The following is a 17,308-nucleotide window of genomic DNA, read 5'->3' as shown; positions in this document are numbered from 1 at the left end:
GTTGAGGATTGACCCTGTCAGCGGTTAAAAACCCTGACAGGGTATTGCTACTCTTCAAATCCTGAAACTTCATCAACCTATGAAAACAGTTCTCCTCCTTCTCTTTGGCCTGATCTCAGTCTCCGCCTTCGCCCAATCCGACGACGAAAAAGCCGTTCGGGCCGCCATTACCCAGATGTTCGAAGGCATGCGGAAAGCGGATACGACGCTTTTTAAGGCGGTTTTTGCGCCGGGCGCATCACTGCAAAGCCTCGCTAAAAACAAAGACGGTGTGGTCAGTGTGCGGAATGAAGCCATTCCCAATTTTATAACGTCGGTTGGCAAACGAAAACCGGGCGAGCTCGACGAGCGGCTGTCAGCTTATGATGTAAAAATTGATGCAGAACTCGCCATTGCCTGGACGCCGTACGTTTTCTACTTCAACGGTCAGAAAAGCCACTGTGGCGTCAATGTTTTTACGCTGGTGAAACTGAATGGTAATTGGAAGATTCAGGCTATTATCGATACCCGGCGGAAAGAAGGCTGTCAGGATTTGTAGAATGATTAGGCTCCCTGCCTAAGCTCTGGCCGTACGTTGTTCAACCCAATGAATGATGTTTTCAGCGTCCTCTAAACCAGCGGTCGCTACCTTCGCATTCAGATTGCCGTCATAACCTAAAGCCAGGTGAAGCGTGTCGTATGCCGATACGAACGAATTCAAAATACTTTTATCCAGTCGCGCCAATTGGGTTTTATACCAAGTTACTTCTTTACGACCTTTTGTCTTTTCTTCCAGCAAACCATCCAAAGCCACTAAAATGCCGCTGTAAGCCGTATTGCCCGCCATTCTGACGTATTTGCGATCCTGATAATACCCGTTTTCTTTCAGCGCTTTTTCACTTAAAATCTGGCGGGCATTGTCTAAGTAGCGTTTTGCTTCCTGTACGGTATTCATTTCTGGTAAATCGGGTGTGTTAAAACACTAAAATAACAAATCAAATTTTAGTGTACAATCATAGATTCGATTTTCATTCTCCTCCCCACTTCGGCGCTCGTTTCTCCAGAAAAGCCGTCATGCCTTCCTTCGCATCGGCGGTTTGCTGAATCTGCTGGAATTGGTCGTGTAAAAATGCCTGCTGCTGATCTTGAGGAATTGCCTTTAGTTGCTGATAAGTCCGCAAGCCGAACTGCATCGCCGTTGGTGAATACTGTTTCAATTCATCCACTAATTTTTGAACGGTTTCGTCCAGATGGTCAGTTGAGACAACTTCCGTCACCAACCCAATCGCCTGAGCGTTATGAGCCGATAGCGTTCGGGCGCGGAGACACAAATCCAAAACCGTACGGGCGGGCATGATGTCGAGCAAAACCGCCATCACCTGAAACGGAAACAAGCCGCGTTTTACTTCCGGCAAGCTGAACGTAGCGGTTTCCGCAGCTATTACGTGTGTACAACCGCCAATCAGCAAAAAACCGCCCGCAAAAACCGCTCCCTGAACCCTGGCCAGACACGGTTTATGCAGCCCGGCCAACAATTCGCCCAGCCGCACGGGGCCGGAGGGTGGAGGCACGGTCTGTTCGTTTTGCTCATCCGAAGTCAGGCTTTTTAAATCCATTCCGGCACAGAAAACATCGCCCGCAGCGGCCAGCACCACCAGCCAGATATCCTTTTCGTGATGCGCGTAGGTTAGCGCAAACGCCAGCTCATTCAGCAACGTGGGGTTCAGCGCGTTCTTTTTTTCGGGTCGGTTCAATGTCAGCGTTAGAACATGATCCGTCTGGTTCGTCAGCAAATGCCGAAATGAGTATGTTGAAAAACCGGCGGTTTGCTGGGATGAGTAAAGCATTTGTTTTCAGACACGAAACGGGCGAATAATTGTCGGCTGTAATACTACAAAATTGTACCTTTCGTTTCAACAATACGTATGATCAACAGTTGGTATTACTTCACCCTTCCAACCTCCTTCTCATGAAAAAGATCATTACTTTCCTGTTGATTCTGAGTGCTTTTCCCGCCTGGGCAACCCACCTGCTCGGAGGCTATATTCAGGTAAAACGGGTTGCTACGTCGCTCACGTTTGAAATTACAGTTAATCTGTATATGAATGATATTGCCGGGCAATCTTCGGCCGAGCAAACCGACCCGATTCCGCTTTGTATGGGCGACGGTTCAGGTATTCGACAGGTTCGCAGAGTAGCCAAGATACGGATTACAAACGAGATCAGTTTAAATACGTACCAAGTACAGCATACATACAACGGGACCGGTTCCGGATCCTATACGGTATCCATGCAATTACCGAACCGATCTCTGGTTAACAATTTACCCAATGCCATCCAGACACCGCTTTATTTGGAAACTACGTTTTCTTCTACTGCTACAAATGACCTTCCGGTTTTTCAGGGACCAGATTTCAGTAACTTGACAGTGCCCGTTAATCAAAAAGCCGTATATAACTTCCAGACAACGGATATTGAAGGTGACAGCATTGCCCATTATCTGATCCGACTCCGAAATGGGGAATGCCAGAAAAATAGCCAGCAACTGTCCGACTATGTTTTCCCAAACGATGTAACTCGTAAAGGAACCTTCAAAATTGATATGAAAACCGGCCAATTGACCTGGGACGCTCCCACGCAGGTTGGGACTTACGATTTTGCGATTGTAGCCGAAGAGTGGCGAAATGGCCAGCGCATCAGTGCAACACTCTTCGATCTGGTGACGCGTGTCCGTGATGAACCGGGGAGCAATCCCGGGCTTATCCCGCCCTACGAACCCGTTCTGGAACGCGGTTTACTGACAGCTCTGGAAAACCGCATCGACGAGCTAAATTTGTCCGTTACCGTGGCTCCAAATCCTTCGTCGAGCCGGTTTCAGGTTGTGCTGAAAAGCCATAAACCGACAACGGCGACGTTTCAATTGCTGAACAGCCAGGGAAAAATAATTCAGGAAGTAATGACCAGTAAAGCGGCTCTTGAGCATGAGCAGGCGATTGGTAGCGAACAACTGGCACCCGGTTTGTACCTGATCCGAACGTCGGCGCTTGGGCGGAGCTACACGAATAAGGTAGTCAAAAAGTAAAACCGGTCAGAACAACTGCTTCCAGGTGCCTTTGATGCGATTGTATTTCAGCGTGCTGGGGAGCGCTTTCCACCAGTACCGGTTCATCTCAACGGCAAAAGACGGCTGCATGTAGCAATTGATGGCGCACCCCTCGCACGCGGGCAGACGGCCTTCCAGCGCCACCAGTTTCTGTACTTCGTCGGAGCGATACAGGTCATACAGCTTGCCTTCGATCGGGAAGTCTTTCAGGCCGAGGTGGTAGCAGGGCAACACCAGTTTGTTTTCCGGAGAGATTACGAGCGTGGTACTTCCGGCCAGACAAACCGGGTCTTCGACGTGGTTGCCGCCATCGCGCCGGAGTTGAATGAAAGCATCGTTGATGTAAACATTTTTCTGCTTCCCCCACCAGGTCATTTCCTGCAGGGTTTTCTCCGAGAAACCGCCCCCGGTTTCAACGTCGTTGTATTCAAAAACCGGGTTGAGAATCAGCACCAGATTATTCGGCAGGCAAATCTCTTCGTACATCTGCCTGATCTGGTGAACGTTGTGTTCAAAAACCGTGAACAGAATATCCGGCCGTTCGCCCAGCTGTTTCGCGATGGCGATGGATTCCATCACCTTATCGAAACACTTGACGCCCCGCGATTTGTCGTGTTCTTCGGCAATCGGCGAATCGAGCGAGAAGTGCAGCATGTCGATCAAACCGTGCAGCTTCTCGGCGTTTTTGGGATACAATAAACCGTTGGTGGTTACCGTAGTAATCAGTCCCCGGTTTTTCGCTTCGCGCAACAGTTCGTCCAGTTGACGATGCAGCAGCGGTTCTCCGCCCGTAAAATCGATCACTCTCACGCCCAGCCGTTTCAAATCCCGCAGGTTATCCGCCACATTTTCCGGCGTTACGTAGGGCGAAGGCCGCTCCCAGATGTCGCAAAAACTACAGGTCGCATTGCAGCGATAGGTAATGTAGTAATTGCAGAGGACGGGATGAGAAACCAGGCGCATGTACTTATGACTTTTGGGAAGGATTATAAAGCAGCATTCCTTCCGCAGACAAATCTTCGTCAATTTCTTCCCAATGCACGCCATAGCCACCAGCGACTAAACGCCAATTCTGACGTTGACTATCGCTGGCTTTGTTGAGTCTGGGAAACCAGCTAAGTGGACTACCGATCGTTTTGCCATCTGTAAGGTCGAAATATACCTTTTCGGTATCAAACCAGACGGCGGTTACTTTCAAGCTCTTTAACAATGTTGCGGTGTCCATGATTGCTTCAATTAAAGTAGCTTCTCCATTTAGCAATAAACTCCTGCTGGTTCTCAACAATGATTGTTTCGGCTCTTCTCAAATCCTTATTTTTCATTCCTTCATTCTTTACGAGAGAAACCGGAATCAAATTGAACTTTGCCGCCGAGTCGCCCTTTTCCACATGAACGTGTAAAGGCTCGTGCTCATTGCTAAAGAAGAAAAACCGAAAACCATCCTGTATCCAGATAGTGGGCATTGGGAGGGCTACTGCAACAATTTAAACAGCCCCGTCAGCTTTTCTTTCAGATCTTTCCGATCGACGATGAAATCCAGAAAACCGTGTTCGAGCACGAATTCGGCACTTTGAAAACCTTCGGGCAGGTTTTTTCCGATGGTTTCGCGAATGACCCGCGGGCCGGCAAAACCGATCAGCGTACCCGGTTCGGCGATGTTGAAATCACCCAGCATGGCGAACGAAGCCGTGACACCGCCGGTGGTCGGATCGGTTAGCAACGAAACGTACGGGATTTTCTCTTTCGATAACAGCGCCAGTTTGGCGGAGGTTTTGGCCATTTGCATCAGCGAATAACCGGCTTCCATCATCCGCGCTCCGCCCGACTTCGAGATCATCAGAAACGGCGTCCGGGTTTGGATCGAATGATCGATGGCCCGCGCAATTTTTTCCCCCACAACCGATCCCATCGAACCGCCGATGAAGTTGAAATCCATACAGGCAATCGTGATATCCAGTTCGTTGATCTTTCCGTAGGCCGACCGAACCGCATCTTTGAGATGTGTTTTCGAAATGGTCGCTTTCACGCGTTCCGGATACGGTTTGGTATCGACAAATTTCAGTGGATCACCGGAAGTCATATTGGCGTCCAGTTCGGTAAACACACCGTCGTCGAACAGGATGGAGAAATAGGCATCCGAACCAATGCGTTCGTGGTAGTTGCAGTGTACGCAGGTATACGCGTTGAGTTTGTGTTCCCGCGTATGCATTATTTTCTTGCAGTTCGGGCATTGGTACCACAAGCCGTCCGGCGCTTCGCGCTTCTCTTCGGTTGGCGTATTGATACCTTTTTCTTTACGGATAAACCACGACATAGGGTGTCAGTCTCCAGTTAACAGTTCGCAATCAATCGTTTGCTTTGGAAAGCAGGGGGCAAAGATAGTAAGAAAACAGCAGGCGTGGTCATAGATCGAGGTAGTACTTTCGCCGAGCGGGTTCAAACCGCTCGATCGCATACCGCAAGGCCGTCCTGGGCAACCGTCCCGCATGGTCGTGCAGAAACTCTTCGAGCGCGTCCGGATTTTTCTTTCCCACTTCCCGCAACATCCAGCCAACCGCTTTATGAATCAGATCGTGCCGGTGATTCAGCAACAGTTCTGCGATCTGAAAAGTGTCCTGAAATTGATTTTTGCGAATAAAAGCCAGCGTCGACACCATCGCGATCCGCTGCGACCACAGGTGGTTCTCCTGCGCGAGTTCGTAAAGAATGCTGCGGTCTTTGGTAAGCAAATAATTACCGACGATTCCCGGGCAACTCGTATCCACCAGATCCCAATTGTTAACGTACGTCTTATTTCGCAGGTAATAATCAAAAATGAGCCTGCGGTTTTCTTCACCCGGCCGTTTGGCCTGGTTGGTCCAGATGATCAGGGCCGTCAGGCGGCATTCGTGGAATGGTTCGTGCAGAAGCTTTTCGGTTTCGCTGGGCGATAACAAGTGGTATTTCCGGGCAACGATGCGTTGCTGCGGCACCGATAACCCCAGAAATTCGTCACCCTCGCCGTATTGCCCCGGCCCGGTTTTGAAAAAACGTTTGAAAAAGACGGCTTTTTCGGGATCACCCAAAGCGATAAGCTTATTTTTAACGTCCTGATGCGTCATTGGTTTCCTGAACTAAAAGAAGAAGGAGTTGTTATTGCTGCAACCGTGTGTATCTTCGGTCGAACGAAAATAAGGGTATGAATGCAAATCCTACCGATCCGGTAAGCGAAAATCCAATTATTATCATTGTCGGCACCAACCGGAAAGGCTCCATGTCGCGCCATATTGCGGATTATTACTACAACATCCTGCAACGGCTTGGTAAGCAGAGTGATATTCTTGATTTAAGCGGTTTGCCTCCCGATTTTATGACCACGGCCCTGTACGAAAATACGGGAAAAAACCCCGAATTCAACCGGTATAAGGAAGTGGTCGAGCAGGCGAAGAAGATGGTGTTTATCGTCCCGGAATACAACAACTCCTATCCCGGCGTTTTGAAGGCGTTTATCGACGGCATGAGCTACCCGAGCGGGTTGTCAAACAAAAAAGTGGCGCTGGTTGGTCTCTCAGCCAATCACCAGGGCGGTGCATTGGCGCTCAGCCACTTAAATGATATTTTTAGTTATCTCGGGACCAATACGCTGGCGTTGCGGGTGAAGCTGGCGCAGATTCGGAATTACTGGAAAGAAGGCGTATTGCACAACGACCTGTATAACCTGCTCTTGCAGCAACAGGCCCAGCAGTTGATCGACTTTTAATTTATTGAGTGATTGAGCGGGTTCGTGATTGAGTGAAGGTTCAAAAACCGGGTTCTCACTCAATCACGAACTCGCTAAACCGCTCAATCATTTAAGCGGGTTCGAATAATATCCCGCTCATCCAGCAGCGGTATTTCGTAAAGAACCACTTTCTGGCGCGTAAAAGCCGGTGTTTCCAGTTCGCGCTCCCGCTCCGTATAACGGCTCTGAGAAAACCCTTCGATCATTTTCTGGATTTGCAGCAAATCATCTTCGCGTTTTTCATCCACCAGAATATCTTCGAGTTTCGTACCATTGGTGCGGGTTGGCGGATCAGCAATCGGGCCACCGCTAATTTCGGCACCGTTTCCGCTGCCGCGCGTCAGCGTATCCGCACCCTGTGGCTGGCCTTCCGTGACCAGTTCCTTATCCTCTTCTCCGTCATCGGGCAGTTCATCCTCCGGTAGTTCATCTTTTTTCAATTCCGGTTCGGGCTGTTTCCAGTTCGTCGGCGGAAAATCCGGTCGGTCGGTCGGCAAATCAAAACCGGCGGCAATTACCGTTACACGCAGGTTTTTACCGAGACTCTTATCCTTGATCGTACCGTATTTGAACAGGTGAGCCTGCTTATCCTTCCCGATTTTTTCCTTAATGTAACCGGTAATAATCTGCAATTCTTTCATGGTGGTACGGGCTTCAGGTCCCGACGCCATCGTGAGCAGAATCCGTTTCGCACCCCGAATATCGCGGTCATTGAGCAACGGCGAGTTGAGCGCATCCGTAATGGCAGTCAACGCGCGGGTTTCGCCTTCGGAATCGGCCGAGCCCATAACGGCCTGACCGGCACCTTCGAGCACCCGCTTTACGTCCATGAAATCGACGTTGATTTCGCCCTGGACAGTAATGATTTCCGCGATACTTTTCACGGCATTCGCCAAGACGTCATCTGCTTTGGCAAACGCCTGATCCATCGGAAAATCCTCGAAAATCTCCGCCAGTTTATCGTTCAGAATAACCAGAACCGTATCGCAGTACTCCTTCAGCTCGTCGATACCGCGCATGGCCTGATCCAGCTTCTCGATGCCTTCGAAGTCGAACGGCGCTGTTACGACGGCAATCGTGAGCAGCCCCATTTCCCGGGCAATCTGCGCAATAACGGGTGCGGCTCCGGTACCGGTTCCGCCCCCCATCCCCGCCGTGATGAAAACCATCTTGGTGGGTTCGCCGAGTAATTGCCGGATATCCTCCGTATTTTCCAGAGCAGCCTGACGACCTACCTCCGGATTTGTTCCGGCGCCCAGTCCGGAAGTCAAAAGCGCACCCAGTTGAATTTTAGTCTTTACCGGACTGTTGGTCAACGACTGACGATCGGTGTTACAGACGATGAAATCCACGTCTTTCACACCCATTCTAAACATGTGGTTGACGGCATTGCTTCCGCCCCCGCCGACGCCTATTACTTTAATGATTGGGTCATCTTCCTCGTCGGGGAATTCAAACCTCATGCCGTACTCCAATGCCTCTGGCATACCTGCTAATGTTTGGTGCGCGATTGTTAACTATATGGTTGGGAACGCCGGATTGCCAATGCGTTGTGCCGTCAAAATTAAGTACTTACTGATTGTACCGGTCATCGGGACCCAGTTCTTTCCCGATGTCGTCGTTCAGAAACTTCTGGAGCCAGGTCATGATTCCGCCCCCTTTTTCTTTCTTTTTTTCCGGTTCTTTGCTTCCGCTGGTGCCGTTTCCATTCCCGGTGCCGTGACCATAGCCACTTGCGCCGTTTCCGCCGACCAGATGAAGCGGGGCGTGTTGCAGCGGAATCCGATCGTCCAGCCGCTTGAAACCGGCCCACACCAACCCAACCGCCGTCGCAAAAGCCGGGTCGCTCACCAGGTCGGCCTTCACGTTATGCTCCAGTTGATCCGGAAAACCGATCCGAACATCCAAACCGGTCACACGTTCAAAAATCCGTTCGATGCCTGAAATAGAAGCCGTTCCGCCCGTCAGCACCACTCCGCCCACCAGTTTTTCCCGGTAGCCGGAACGAATAATTTCGGCCTGAACCATGGCCGCAATCTCTTTCAGACGGGCTTCGATGACGAGCGCCACGTTTTTCAGCAGGATATCCTTCGGTGGCCGACCGCTCAGATTTGGTACCGCAACCACTTCGTTCAGCCGGAAATCGGTCGGATCGGCACTGCCAAACTTCGTTTTCAGAAGCTCGGCCTGCGTCGGTAACACCCGGCAACCCACTTCCAGATCGGACGTTAGGCTATTTCCGGCGTATGGGATAACCGCAACGTGCCGGAGTACGTTTTTGTGGTAAATCGCAATTTCAGTGGTACCGCCACCAATATCGACCAGCGCCACACCGGCGTGTTTTTCTTCCTCGGTTAAAACGGCTAAAGCCGACGCGAGGGGCGCCAGCAGGAACTTGTCGTTTTCCAGCGGTTCTTTCTGAAGCGAAACCGCCCGGGCTCGCTGAATACATTTCCGGGTGTAGGACGCCGAACTGGTTTGGGCGGTAATAACCTGAAAGTCAGCCTCCAGCTTCACGCCAATCCGCCCGACGGGATAATCGATGTTTGATTCACTGTCGACCGTAAAATCCATCGGCAGGACATGAACGATTTCGGCCCCGGCGGGGAGTACCGACCGGTACATATCGTTCACCAGGTGGTCGATGTCGTCGGCAACGACTTCATCGCCGGGAGAGGTGCGCGTAATGCTGCCGTGTTGCCGGCGAGCCATCACATTCTGACCGGAAAAACTAACGTTGACCACGTGAATGTCAATGTTAGCCTGTCCGGCGGCTTCTTCAACGGCCCGGTTAATGGCTTCAACAGTTTGGCCAATATTGACAACGGAACCTTTGGTAACTCCTTTTGAAACGGCTTTCCCCACGCCCAGAACATCCAGACGAGCGTGATCGTTACTGCGGACAAGGCGACCGGCCACGGCGCACACTTTGGTGCTGCCAATGTCCAATCCAACTATAATTTCTTCCTGCTTAGGTATCATTCGCACACAATCTGGTTACGGTACTGCACACTTACCCTCCGGTATCCATCTCCCTTTTTTAAAGGTAAGATATGTTTGTAAAATAATTTAATCTTTTCCAACTTCGGCTCCAAATCAACGGGTTGTCCAATCTCTATCAGACAATCACCCACCTGTGGAATCAGCGTAACCTCCCGGTTTTTGTCAACCATTACCTGCGCAACCTGTGCTTTCCAGAACGGATCGGCCTCAATCTGCTTCAGCAACGTGAGCAACGGCTGGTTTTTCTCCGTCGTCAGCGATTTTCGTTCACTGAAATAGGGGCCGGAGATTAACACAACCCGCGCCGTATAATTCATTGAAAGCGGAAACCACTGGCCTTCCTCCGTCAAATAATACCCGGCAAACGCCGATTTGTCCTCCGTTCCGTCCGGAACCAGCCGGGCCAACGGGCGTTGTTGCTTGATATCCGCGATCAGAATACCTTTCAGATCCCGATACAACTGACAACTTTTGATCAGGCCATTCTGTTTCAGGCGGTTTTCCAAACGCTTCAAATCCATGGTGGCGTAATCGTCGTCCACGAGTGGATCCGCTCCGTCATTGGTCAGCGTTCGGAGTACGTCGTTCCGGTTCAGAAACCGGTGCCCGTCCACTTCGTCCATCCGAATGTCGATGCCTTCACACTTCCGGTGGTTTTGCTTGTGTTCTGTGAAGGCAATCAGCCCCACCAAAACCGCTAAACCGACGACGGTCAGAATGAAGGTTCTATTTAAGGGAAAAATAGAAAACATTCGTCTTTATTAAGTTTAAAAGGTGCGAATTTTTATTGATTGGTCTGAAATATGTTTTTTAGTACCGGAATCATCTGGTCAATGTCTCCTGCACCGATAGTTGCGACCAATTCCGGCGGGTCGTTTCGCAAAATGTCGGCTAGCTCAGCTTTGGAACATTGAATTTTGGTTTCGGACTGAATCGATTTAAAAATCAGATCAGCCGTTACCCCTTCGATCGGTAATTCACGCGCCGGGTAAATGTCGAGCAAAATAACCCGATCCGCGAGCGAAAGGCTTTTGGCGAATTCATCGGCGAAGTCACGCGTCCGGCTGAAGAGGTGCGGTTGAAAAATGGCCGTTACCTTCCGTTCCGGATACAATGCTTTTAGCGATGACAAAAAGGCAAAAACTTCAGCGGGATGATGAGCGTAATCGTCGATAAATATAACATTTTTTGATTTGAGTATGTATTCGAACCGACGTTTTACTCCCTTATAATTTCCGAGCGCCAGCCGGATTGCTTCCGGTTTTACGCCCACCTGAAGCGCAGCCGCAGCCGCAGCTACCGCATTTTCAACGTTGTGAAAACCGGGCATCTGCAAGGCCACGTTCCCGATAATTCCCTCAGGATAAACGATATCGAAAACGAAACAGGCGTTTTCGATCCGTAGATTCCGGCTGTGGTAAGCGCCTTTGTCCAGCGAATAATCGTAAACGGTAGCCGGTGTACGATCCGCCAGCGCGAGGCCCCGTCTCATAAATAAAGTGCCACCGGTTTTGATCTGTCCGACAAACGCGCTGAACGAATCCAGAACCGCCGTGTGATCGCCGTAGATATCGAGGTGATCGGCGTCGGTCGAAGTGACGATGGCGACCTGCGGAAACAACGTCAGAAACGAGCGGTCGAACTCATCGGCTTCCACGACACAAATCACTTTCGACAGGTCGTCGGTCGGTTCATTCAGCAGGAAGTTGGTGCCGTAGTTTTGGGTAATCCCACCCAGAAAAGCCGCGCAGTTCATGCCGGAGTCTTTCAGGATGTGCGCCACCATCGACGAGGTCGTGGTTTTTCCGTGGGTACCGGCAATGGCGACGGTTGTCATCCGGCCCGCCAGAAAACCCAGCACCTGCGACCGCTTCTGCAACGTAAAACCGTGCTCGGTCAGGTAGACGTATTCCTGGTGGTTTTTGGGTACGGCGGGCGTATAGATCACCAGCGTCTCGTCCCGGTTTTCCCGAAAATGCGCCGGAATCTGCTCGACATCTTCCTCAAAATGGATCACCATGCCTTCCTGCTGCAGGGCGTCAGTCAGAGCCGTGGACGTTTTGTCGTAACCCGCCACTTCGTATCCGTTTACCAGAAACCAGCGCGCCAGTGCGCTCATACCAATACCGCCAATCCCCAGAAAATAAACGTACCGGATGTTATTCATTTTTAAATTATGACTGGATGGTTTGAATGGTCAAAGGTTTTGATGGTTAAAAATGGTTAAGGGGCTTAAAAAACCGCCCGAATCGTTTTAACCTTTCGAAGCATTCAAACCATCAGAACCATTTAACCATCTATTTTATCAATTTTAAAACTTCTTCCGCGATTTCACGGGCGGCTTTGGGCCGGGCCAGTTCGCGGATGTGCTGACTCAGGGTTTGTTGCTGCGCCGGATCGGCCAGCAGCCGCAGGGCCGCCGGAACCAGATCGGTAGACGCCACGCGATCATTGATCAGCAAAGCCGCCTGCCGGTTAACCAGACTCAGCGCATTTTTGGTCTGATGGTCTTCCGAAGCCGCCGGAAACGGCACCAGAATCGCCGGTTTTTCGACCAGACAAAGTTCCGAAACCGACAGCGCCCCCGCCCGCGACACCACCACATCGGCGGCTGCGTAGGCCAGGTCCATTTCGTAGATAAAATCAAACGCCTTAACCGAAACCGCTCCGGCGTCGGCAATGGCTTTGCAGGCGCGGTCGATGAACAACGGCCCGGTTTGCCAGACTACCTGATGGCCGGATTCGATCAGCAAAGGAAGGTCCTTCGCAATGCTTTCGTTGATGGTTCGCGCACCCTGACTACCGCCGATGATCAGCAACGTCTTGCGGTTCGGGTCCAGGCCAAAGAAGGTCAGTGCCTCCGCGCGTTTGCCCCCGGCTTGCATAATGTCCGTCCGAACGGGATTGCCGGTCAGCTTGATTTTCTGAGCCGGAAAAAACGCTTCCATGCCGGGATAGGCCACGCAAATGGTTCTGGCCCGGCGCGACAGAAGTTTATTCGTTAAACCAGCGTAGGAATTCTGTTCCTGAATCAGGGTTGGAATGCCCTTCAGCGAAGCCGCCAGCAAAACCGGTCCGCTGGCGTAACCGCCCACGCCTACGGCTACATCCGGAGCAAACTCGCGGACAACCTGCTGCGCCCGCAAAAAACTCCGCCCCAGTTTGAACGGAAAAGCCAGGTTTTCAATTGTCAATTGCCGTTTGATGCCCACCACCGGCAGTCCGATAATTCGGTAGCCCGCCCGCGGCACTTTCTCCATTTCCATCTTTCCCTCCGCACCAACAAAGAGGATTTCGGTGGTTGGATCGATGGTTTTCAGCTCATTGGCAATCGCAATCGCCGGGTAAATATGCCCGCCGGTTCCACCGCCACTGATGATGATGCGTCTTGGCATACGATTGACTCCCAATTAAATTTTACTCTCGTCGGCTTCTCCGCGACTCACACTAATGATGATGCCGATGGCCGTTCCGGTGAAAAGCAGCGACGTTCCGCCCATGCTCAGCAACGGCAGCGGTTGCCCCGTTACGGGAACCAACCCGACGGAAACCGCCATATTGATCATGGCCTGAATAACAATGCTGAACGTTAAACCGGCCGATAGCAACCCGCCAAACGCCCGGTTGGCTTTTCGAATGGCTCGCATGCCCCGCCAGAGCAGGTAGAGATAAGCCGCAATGACGACAATTCCACCAATCAGTCCGTATTCTTCGACAATCATGGCAAAAATAAAGTCGGAATACGAGTGGGGCAGGAAGTTGCGCTGGTGGCTGTTGCCCGGCCCTTGCCCATACACGCCACCATGGGCGAGCGCGATGTACGATTGTTCCACCTGAAATTCAGGCGGTCGCCGTCCCTGGAAGGTTTCCCAGTAATTTTTTAGTCGGCTAATCGAGGTTTTGGCCCGCTGTCCCACCAGCAAAGCCCCGCTGCCCATGATGAGGCAAACGACCACCATGATGGCCAGGTATTTGGTCGGAACCCGTCCGATAAACATCAGCAGAAAACAGGTTGCGGCCAGCAAAGCCGCCGTCGATGCGTTACTCAGCACGATACAGGCACAAATCAGCCCGATCCAGATGATCATGTTGGCCAGAATACTCGGATCGTATTGTTCCTTTTTGATGTGTTGCCGTTTGGCCAGCATGGCAGCCAGGTTGGAAATCAGCGCCAGCTTGGCCAAATCCGAGGGCTGAAAGGTCTGGTTGATCAACGGAATCGTAATCCAGCGCGACGCGTCGTTCAGGTTAACCCCTTTGAAATAGGCCCACAGCAGCAGCGGCACCGAAAGCCACATACCGAATCGCGACAGACGGGCGTAATAAATGTAGTTAAACCGGTGGGCGATCCACATACAGGCCAGCCCCAGCACCACCAGCGCACCGTGCTTGAAGAGGTAGTGTTCGGTTGACTGCAGCTTCTGGTACGCCATCGTCCCCGTCGCGCTGTAAACGACGGCAACACTCATGATGGAAAAAAATAACACGACTCCCCAGATGTGGTAGTCGCCCTTGATGTTGTTTTTTAGCCAGTCGGTTACGGAAATCGTCATCTTGCTGAATAATGAACAGTTAACAATGAACTATTAACAATGAATGGCTGACGCATGCTGTTAATTGTTCATTATTCATTGTTCATTGTTTAATATCCATCATTTTCTTTACCGCTTCTTTAAACTGATCGCCCCGGTCCAGGTAATTGCGGAACAGGTCGAAGCTCGCGCAGGCGGGGGATAACAAAACCGTATCGCCCGGATTGGCCAGTTCGAGCCCTTTGGTAACCGCTTCGTTGACGTCCTGGGTTTCGAACAAAACCGGAACCGTATCCGAAAAATAGCTGACCAGCTTGCGGTTGTCTTTTCCCAGACAAATTAACGCTTTTACTTTTTCCCGCACCAGCGACATCAGCTGATCGTATTCATTTCCTTTATCCTGACCGCCTGCAATCCAGATCACCGGCGTGGTCATACTTTCCAACGCGTAGTAAACCGAGTCGACGTTGGTCGCTTTGGAATCGTTGATAAAATGAACGCCCTTGACGTCGCCCGCCGGTTCGAGCCGGTGGGCGGCATTCTGAAACGTTTGTAACCCGGTTTGCAGCGCTTCCGGTTTCACACCAACCGACTGAGCTGCCAGGGTGGCCGCCAGCATATTGATGGCGTTGTGTTTGCCTTTCAGGGGCAAATCGGCCAGAGCGGTTTCAAATTCCTGAGCACCGTCGTTGACTACCAGAAAACCGTCTTTCAGATAAGCACCCGGTTGGGGCGTATCGACCAGCGAGACGGGCAATAACCGGGCGACCGGTTTTTTAACGGGCAGTTCCGCGCTGATCACCGGGCTTTCGTCGTAATAAATGAACGTGTCGTCCGGCGTCATGTTTTGCAGAACGCGGAATTTTGAGTTAACGTAGTTCTGAAACTGGTATTCGTAGCGGTCTAAATGATCGGGGGTGATATTCAGCAGAATAGCGACGTTCATCCGGGCCTGGTACATGTCGTCCAGCTGAAAACTGCTCAGTTCCAGCACGTAATAATCGAAGGAATGTTCCAGTACCTGCCGGGCGAAGCTGTCGCCGATGTTACCCGCCAGCCCGACGTTCAAACCGGCGGTTTTTAGCAGATGATAAACCAGTAGCGTCGTGGTGGTTTTTCCGTTGCTGCCCGTAATTCCAATCAGTTGGGCGTTGGTATAGCGCGAAGCCAGCTCAATTTCCGAAATAACCGGGATGTTCCGCTCGCGCAGTTTCTGAACAATGGGCGCTTTTTCGGGAATTCCGGGGCTTTTCACCACTTCAGTTGCCTGCAAAATCCGGTCTTCGGTATGCTGCCCTTCTTCAAACGGTATGTTGTTTTGCTGAAGAATCTGACGATACGCGTCCTGTAACCGGCTTTTATCCGACAAAAAAACCGCATAACCTTTTGCCTGCGCCAGCAATGCCGCGCCCACACCACTTTCACCTCCGCCCAAAATAACCATCAACGGCATTTCAACTTCCATAGATTCATGTGCAAACCGGGGACAAAAATAGAAGTTTCGCCGTAGTCTGTCCGCCCGTTCGTCAATCTTTTTACGAATAAAAAGAAACCCCGCCTGGGGCGGGGTCCATGGGTGGGTACAGTGGAAAGGTTACTCTTTCTTGAGCGACGACGACACCCGCATCCGGTTGGCGGCTTTCACAATGAGGAAGATAACCCAGGCTACAATGATGAACTGAATGACAATGTTGAGGAAATTACCATACCGAATCGCTACTTCCGGCGTTTCGCCGACGGCTTCTTTCAGGACAATTTTTAACTGGCTGAAATCGATTCCGCCAGTTACCAAGCCCAAAATCGGGTTGATGATATCTTCAACCAGCGACGTCGTGATTTTTCCGAAAGCCGCTCCGATGATAACACCGACGGCCAAATCCAGCACATTACCCTGAGCAATAAAGGTTCTGAATTCTTTTAGCATGGATTAAGAGGTTAAGTTGATGGGCAGGAAGTTAAGAAATGTAACTAATTCGTCAAATTTATATACAAAAAAATAACACCCTTAATACCCTCACTTTCTGGCAATTCGTCGGTTTACAACTTCTCTTCCACCCAAACTTGCATTTCCTGTAACTGCATTTCGCCATACTGCGTGGCCAGCGCCACATCGGCGGCATCACGCCCATAGGCCACCACGATCCGGTTGCCGCGCGGTTCTTTCTGGGTTGCATCGAAGGTGTACCAACGGCCATCGACGAAGGCTTCGAACCAGGCGTGTAAATCCATCGGCTTGAGGTCATACAGATAACCGACCACCATCCGGGCCGGAATGTTGAGGCTGCGGCAGAGCGAAATGCCCAAATGCGCAAAATCCCGGCAGACGCCAATGCGTTTTTCGGCGGTTTCGACGGCCGACGTACTCGCGTCGCTGGTGCCATATTGGTAGGTCACCCGGGTTTGAATCCAGCTTCGGATGGCTTCCACCTGATCATAACCGGGTATGGCATTGGCGGTAATGTCGGCAGCAAGCGGCCCCAGACGATCCGATTGGCAGTAGCGGCTCGGCAGCAAAAACTGCAACGAATCGTCGGGCAAATCCTGAACCGGCACAAATGGGGCGCCCGGCGCAATATCAATTTCATCGGCGGTTTCGACCACTAACGTAATTCGAATCCGAAACCGCCCTTCCGGCGTCATGAGCCGCTGGCATAAATTGCCGTACGGGTCGGTATACTCGATAACCGGCACGCCCGGTTCGATCTGGTATTCTTCAGAGATTACCCATTGCCCGGCGCCGGAGCGGGGGCGTAACATAAGCACAACGGGTGCTGGAGCCGGAACGTCGTAGACGAGTTCACAGCCGGCGAAAAGTTTCATAAATTGTCAGGAATTCGAGCGTCGGTTTTGAATGGCTCAAGTTGTCCTAACCGCATTTCTACCCAAATTGTTCTTGGTTTTTCGGGCAGGAAACAAATAAATAACCTGCTC

Annotated in this window: 19 protein-coding genes; 3 read left to right on the top strand and 16 right to left on the bottom strand. The window is 51.3% G+C overall.

Annotation, left to right across the window (positions count from 1 at the left end; translation table 11 throughout):
• Positions 1–79: 79 nt before the first annotated feature.
• Positions 80–538 carry a nuclear transport factor 2 family protein gene (locus EHT25_RS27845; RefSeq protein ID WP_124878662.1) on the top strand — a complete coding sequence of 153 codons (459 nt, stop codon included), beginning with the start codon at positions 80–82 and terminating at the stop codon, positions 536–538.
• An 18-nt stretch (positions 539–556) separates the two neighbouring features.
• Here EHT25_RS27845 and EHT25_RS27840 read toward each other — a convergent pair whose 3' ends face one another.
• Together EHT25_RS27840 and EHT25_RS27835 are read right to left on the bottom strand one after the other, a co-directional pair.
• Positions 557–934, bottom strand: coding sequence for a DUF5618 family protein (locus EHT25_RS27840; protein WP_124878661.1), 378 nt, complete (start codon positions 932–934; stop codon positions 557–559).
• Positions 935–1,007: 73 nt separating this feature from the next.
• The gene (locus EHT25_RS27835; protein ID WP_124878659.1) at positions 1,008–1,826 is read right to left on the bottom strand and encodes an enoyl-CoA hydratase-related protein; all 819 of its coding nucleotides are present in this window, start codon (positions 1,824–1,826) and stop codon (positions 1,008–1,010) included.
• 122 nt (positions 1,827–1,948) lie between these two features.
• Here EHT25_RS27835 and EHT25_RS27830 point away from each other — a divergent pair, with 122 nt between their 5' ends.
• The gene (locus EHT25_RS27830; protein ID WP_124878657.1) at positions 1,949–3,061 is read left to right on the top strand and encodes a T9SS type A sorting domain-containing protein; all 1,113 of its coding nucleotides are present in this window, start codon (positions 1,949–1,951) and stop codon (positions 3,059–3,061) included.
• A gap of 6 nt (positions 3,062–3,067) precedes the next feature.
• Here EHT25_RS27830 and EHT25_RS27825 read toward each other — a convergent pair whose 3' ends face one another.
• The 5 genes from EHT25_RS27825 to EHT25_RS27805 form a co-directional block, all read right to left on the bottom strand.
• On the bottom strand, positions 3,068–4,045 hold the full coding sequence (locus EHT25_RS27825; RefSeq protein WP_124878655.1) for a radical SAM protein: 978 nt from the start codon (positions 4,043–4,045) through the stop codon (positions 3,068–3,070).
• A gap of 4 nt (positions 4,046–4,049) precedes the next feature.
• Positions 4,050–4,307, bottom strand: a complete 258-nt coding sequence (locus EHT25_RS27820; RefSeq protein WP_124878653.1) for a DUF2442 domain-containing protein — start codon at positions 4,305–4,307, stop codon at positions 4,050–4,052.
• Positions 4,308–4,314: 7 nt separating this feature from the next.
• The gene (locus EHT25_RS33535; RefSeq protein ID WP_124878651.1) at positions 4,315–4,545 is read right to left on the bottom strand and encodes a DUF4160 domain-containing protein; all 231 of its coding nucleotides are present in this window, start codon (positions 4,543–4,545) and stop codon (positions 4,315–4,317) included.
• 8 nt (positions 4,546–4,553) lie between these two features.
• Positions 4,554–5,396, bottom strand: a complete 843-nt coding sequence (accD, locus tag EHT25_RS27810; RefSeq protein WP_124878649.1) for an acetyl-CoA carboxylase, carboxyltransferase subunit beta — start codon at positions 5,394–5,396, stop codon at positions 4,554–4,556.
• 88 nt (positions 5,397–5,484) lie between these two features.
• Positions 5,485–6,183, bottom strand: a complete 699-nt coding sequence (locus EHT25_RS27805; protein WP_124878647.1) for a DNA alkylation repair protein — start codon at positions 6,181–6,183, stop codon at positions 5,485–5,487.
• Positions 6,184–6,260: 77 nt separating this feature from the next.
• On the opposite strand from EHT25_RS27805, the gene EHT25_RS27800 reads away from it, so the two are divergent.
• Entirely contained in the window at positions 6,261–6,821 is a 561-nt protein-coding gene (locus EHT25_RS27800; RefSeq protein WP_124878645.1) for an NADPH-dependent FMN reductase, read from the top strand.
• 83 nt (positions 6,822–6,904) lie between these two features.
• Here EHT25_RS27800 and ftsZ read toward each other — a convergent pair whose 3' ends face one another.
• The 9 genes from ftsZ to EHT25_RS27755 form a co-directional block, all read right to left on the bottom strand.
• On the bottom strand, positions 6,905–8,329 hold the full coding sequence (ftsZ, locus tag EHT25_RS27795; protein WP_124878643.1) for a cell division protein FtsZ: 1,425 nt from the start codon (positions 8,327–8,329) through the stop codon (positions 6,905–6,907).
• 85 nt (positions 8,330–8,414) lie between these two features.
• Positions 8,415–9,824 (bottom strand): cell division protein FtsA, encoded by a 1,410-nt coding sequence (gene ftsA / locus EHT25_RS27790; protein ID WP_124878641.1) that lies wholly within the window; start codon positions 9,822–9,824, stop codon positions 8,415–8,417.
• Positions 9,821–10,597 (bottom strand): cell division protein FtsQ/DivIB, encoded by a 777-nt coding sequence (locus tag EHT25_RS27785; RefSeq protein ID WP_124878640.1) that lies wholly within the window; start codon positions 10,595–10,597, stop codon positions 9,821–9,823. Before EHT25_RS27785 ends, ftsA begins: the two co-directional genes overlap by 4 nt.
• A gap of 32 nt (positions 10,598–10,629) precedes the next feature.
• Positions 10,630–12,012, bottom strand: a complete 1,383-nt coding sequence (murC, locus tag EHT25_RS27780) for a UDP-N-acetylmuramate--L-alanine ligase (protein WP_124878638.1) — start codon at positions 12,010–12,012, stop codon at positions 10,630–10,632.
• 130 nt (positions 12,013–12,142) lie between these two features.
• The gene (gene murG, locus EHT25_RS27775; protein WP_124878636.1) at positions 12,143–13,240 is read right to left on the bottom strand and encodes an undecaprenyldiphospho-muramoylpentapeptide beta-N-acetylglucosaminyltransferase; all 1,098 of its coding nucleotides are present in this window, start codon (positions 13,238–13,240) and stop codon (positions 12,143–12,145) included.
• Between the two features lie 15 nt (positions 13,241–13,255).
• Complete coding sequence (locus EHT25_RS27770) at positions 13,256–14,398, bottom strand: FtsW/RodA/SpoVE family cell cycle protein (RefSeq protein ID WP_154174574.1); 1,143 nt, start codon at positions 14,396–14,398, stop codon at positions 13,256–13,258.
• 82 nt (positions 14,399–14,480) lie between these two features.
• Complete coding sequence (murD, locus tag EHT25_RS27765) at positions 14,481–15,842, bottom strand: UDP-N-acetylmuramoyl-L-alanine--D-glutamate ligase (RefSeq protein ID WP_124878634.1); 1,362 nt, start codon at positions 15,840–15,842, stop codon at positions 14,481–14,483.
• A gap of 129 nt (positions 15,843–15,971) precedes the next feature.
• Positions 15,972–16,301 (bottom strand): large-conductance mechanosensitive channel protein MscL, encoded by a 330-nt coding sequence (mscL, locus tag EHT25_RS27760; RefSeq protein ID WP_124878632.1) that lies wholly within the window; start codon positions 16,299–16,301, stop codon positions 15,972–15,974.
• A gap of 113 nt (positions 16,302–16,414) precedes the next feature.
• The gene (locus tag EHT25_RS27755; RefSeq protein ID WP_124878630.1) at positions 16,415–17,197 is read right to left on the bottom strand and encodes a transglutaminase family protein; all 783 of its coding nucleotides are present in this window, start codon (positions 17,195–17,197) and stop codon (positions 16,415–16,417) included.
• Positions 17,198–17,308: the final 111 nt, after the last annotated feature.

The sequence above is a fragment of the Larkinella rosea genome (assembly GCF_003858635.1).
Lineage (GTDB): Bacteria > Bacteroidota > Bacteroidia > Cytophagales > Spirosomataceae > Larkinella > Larkinella rosea.
Note: the sequence above shows the minus strand (reverse complement) of the source record. Positions and strands in the feature narration are given on the sequence as shown.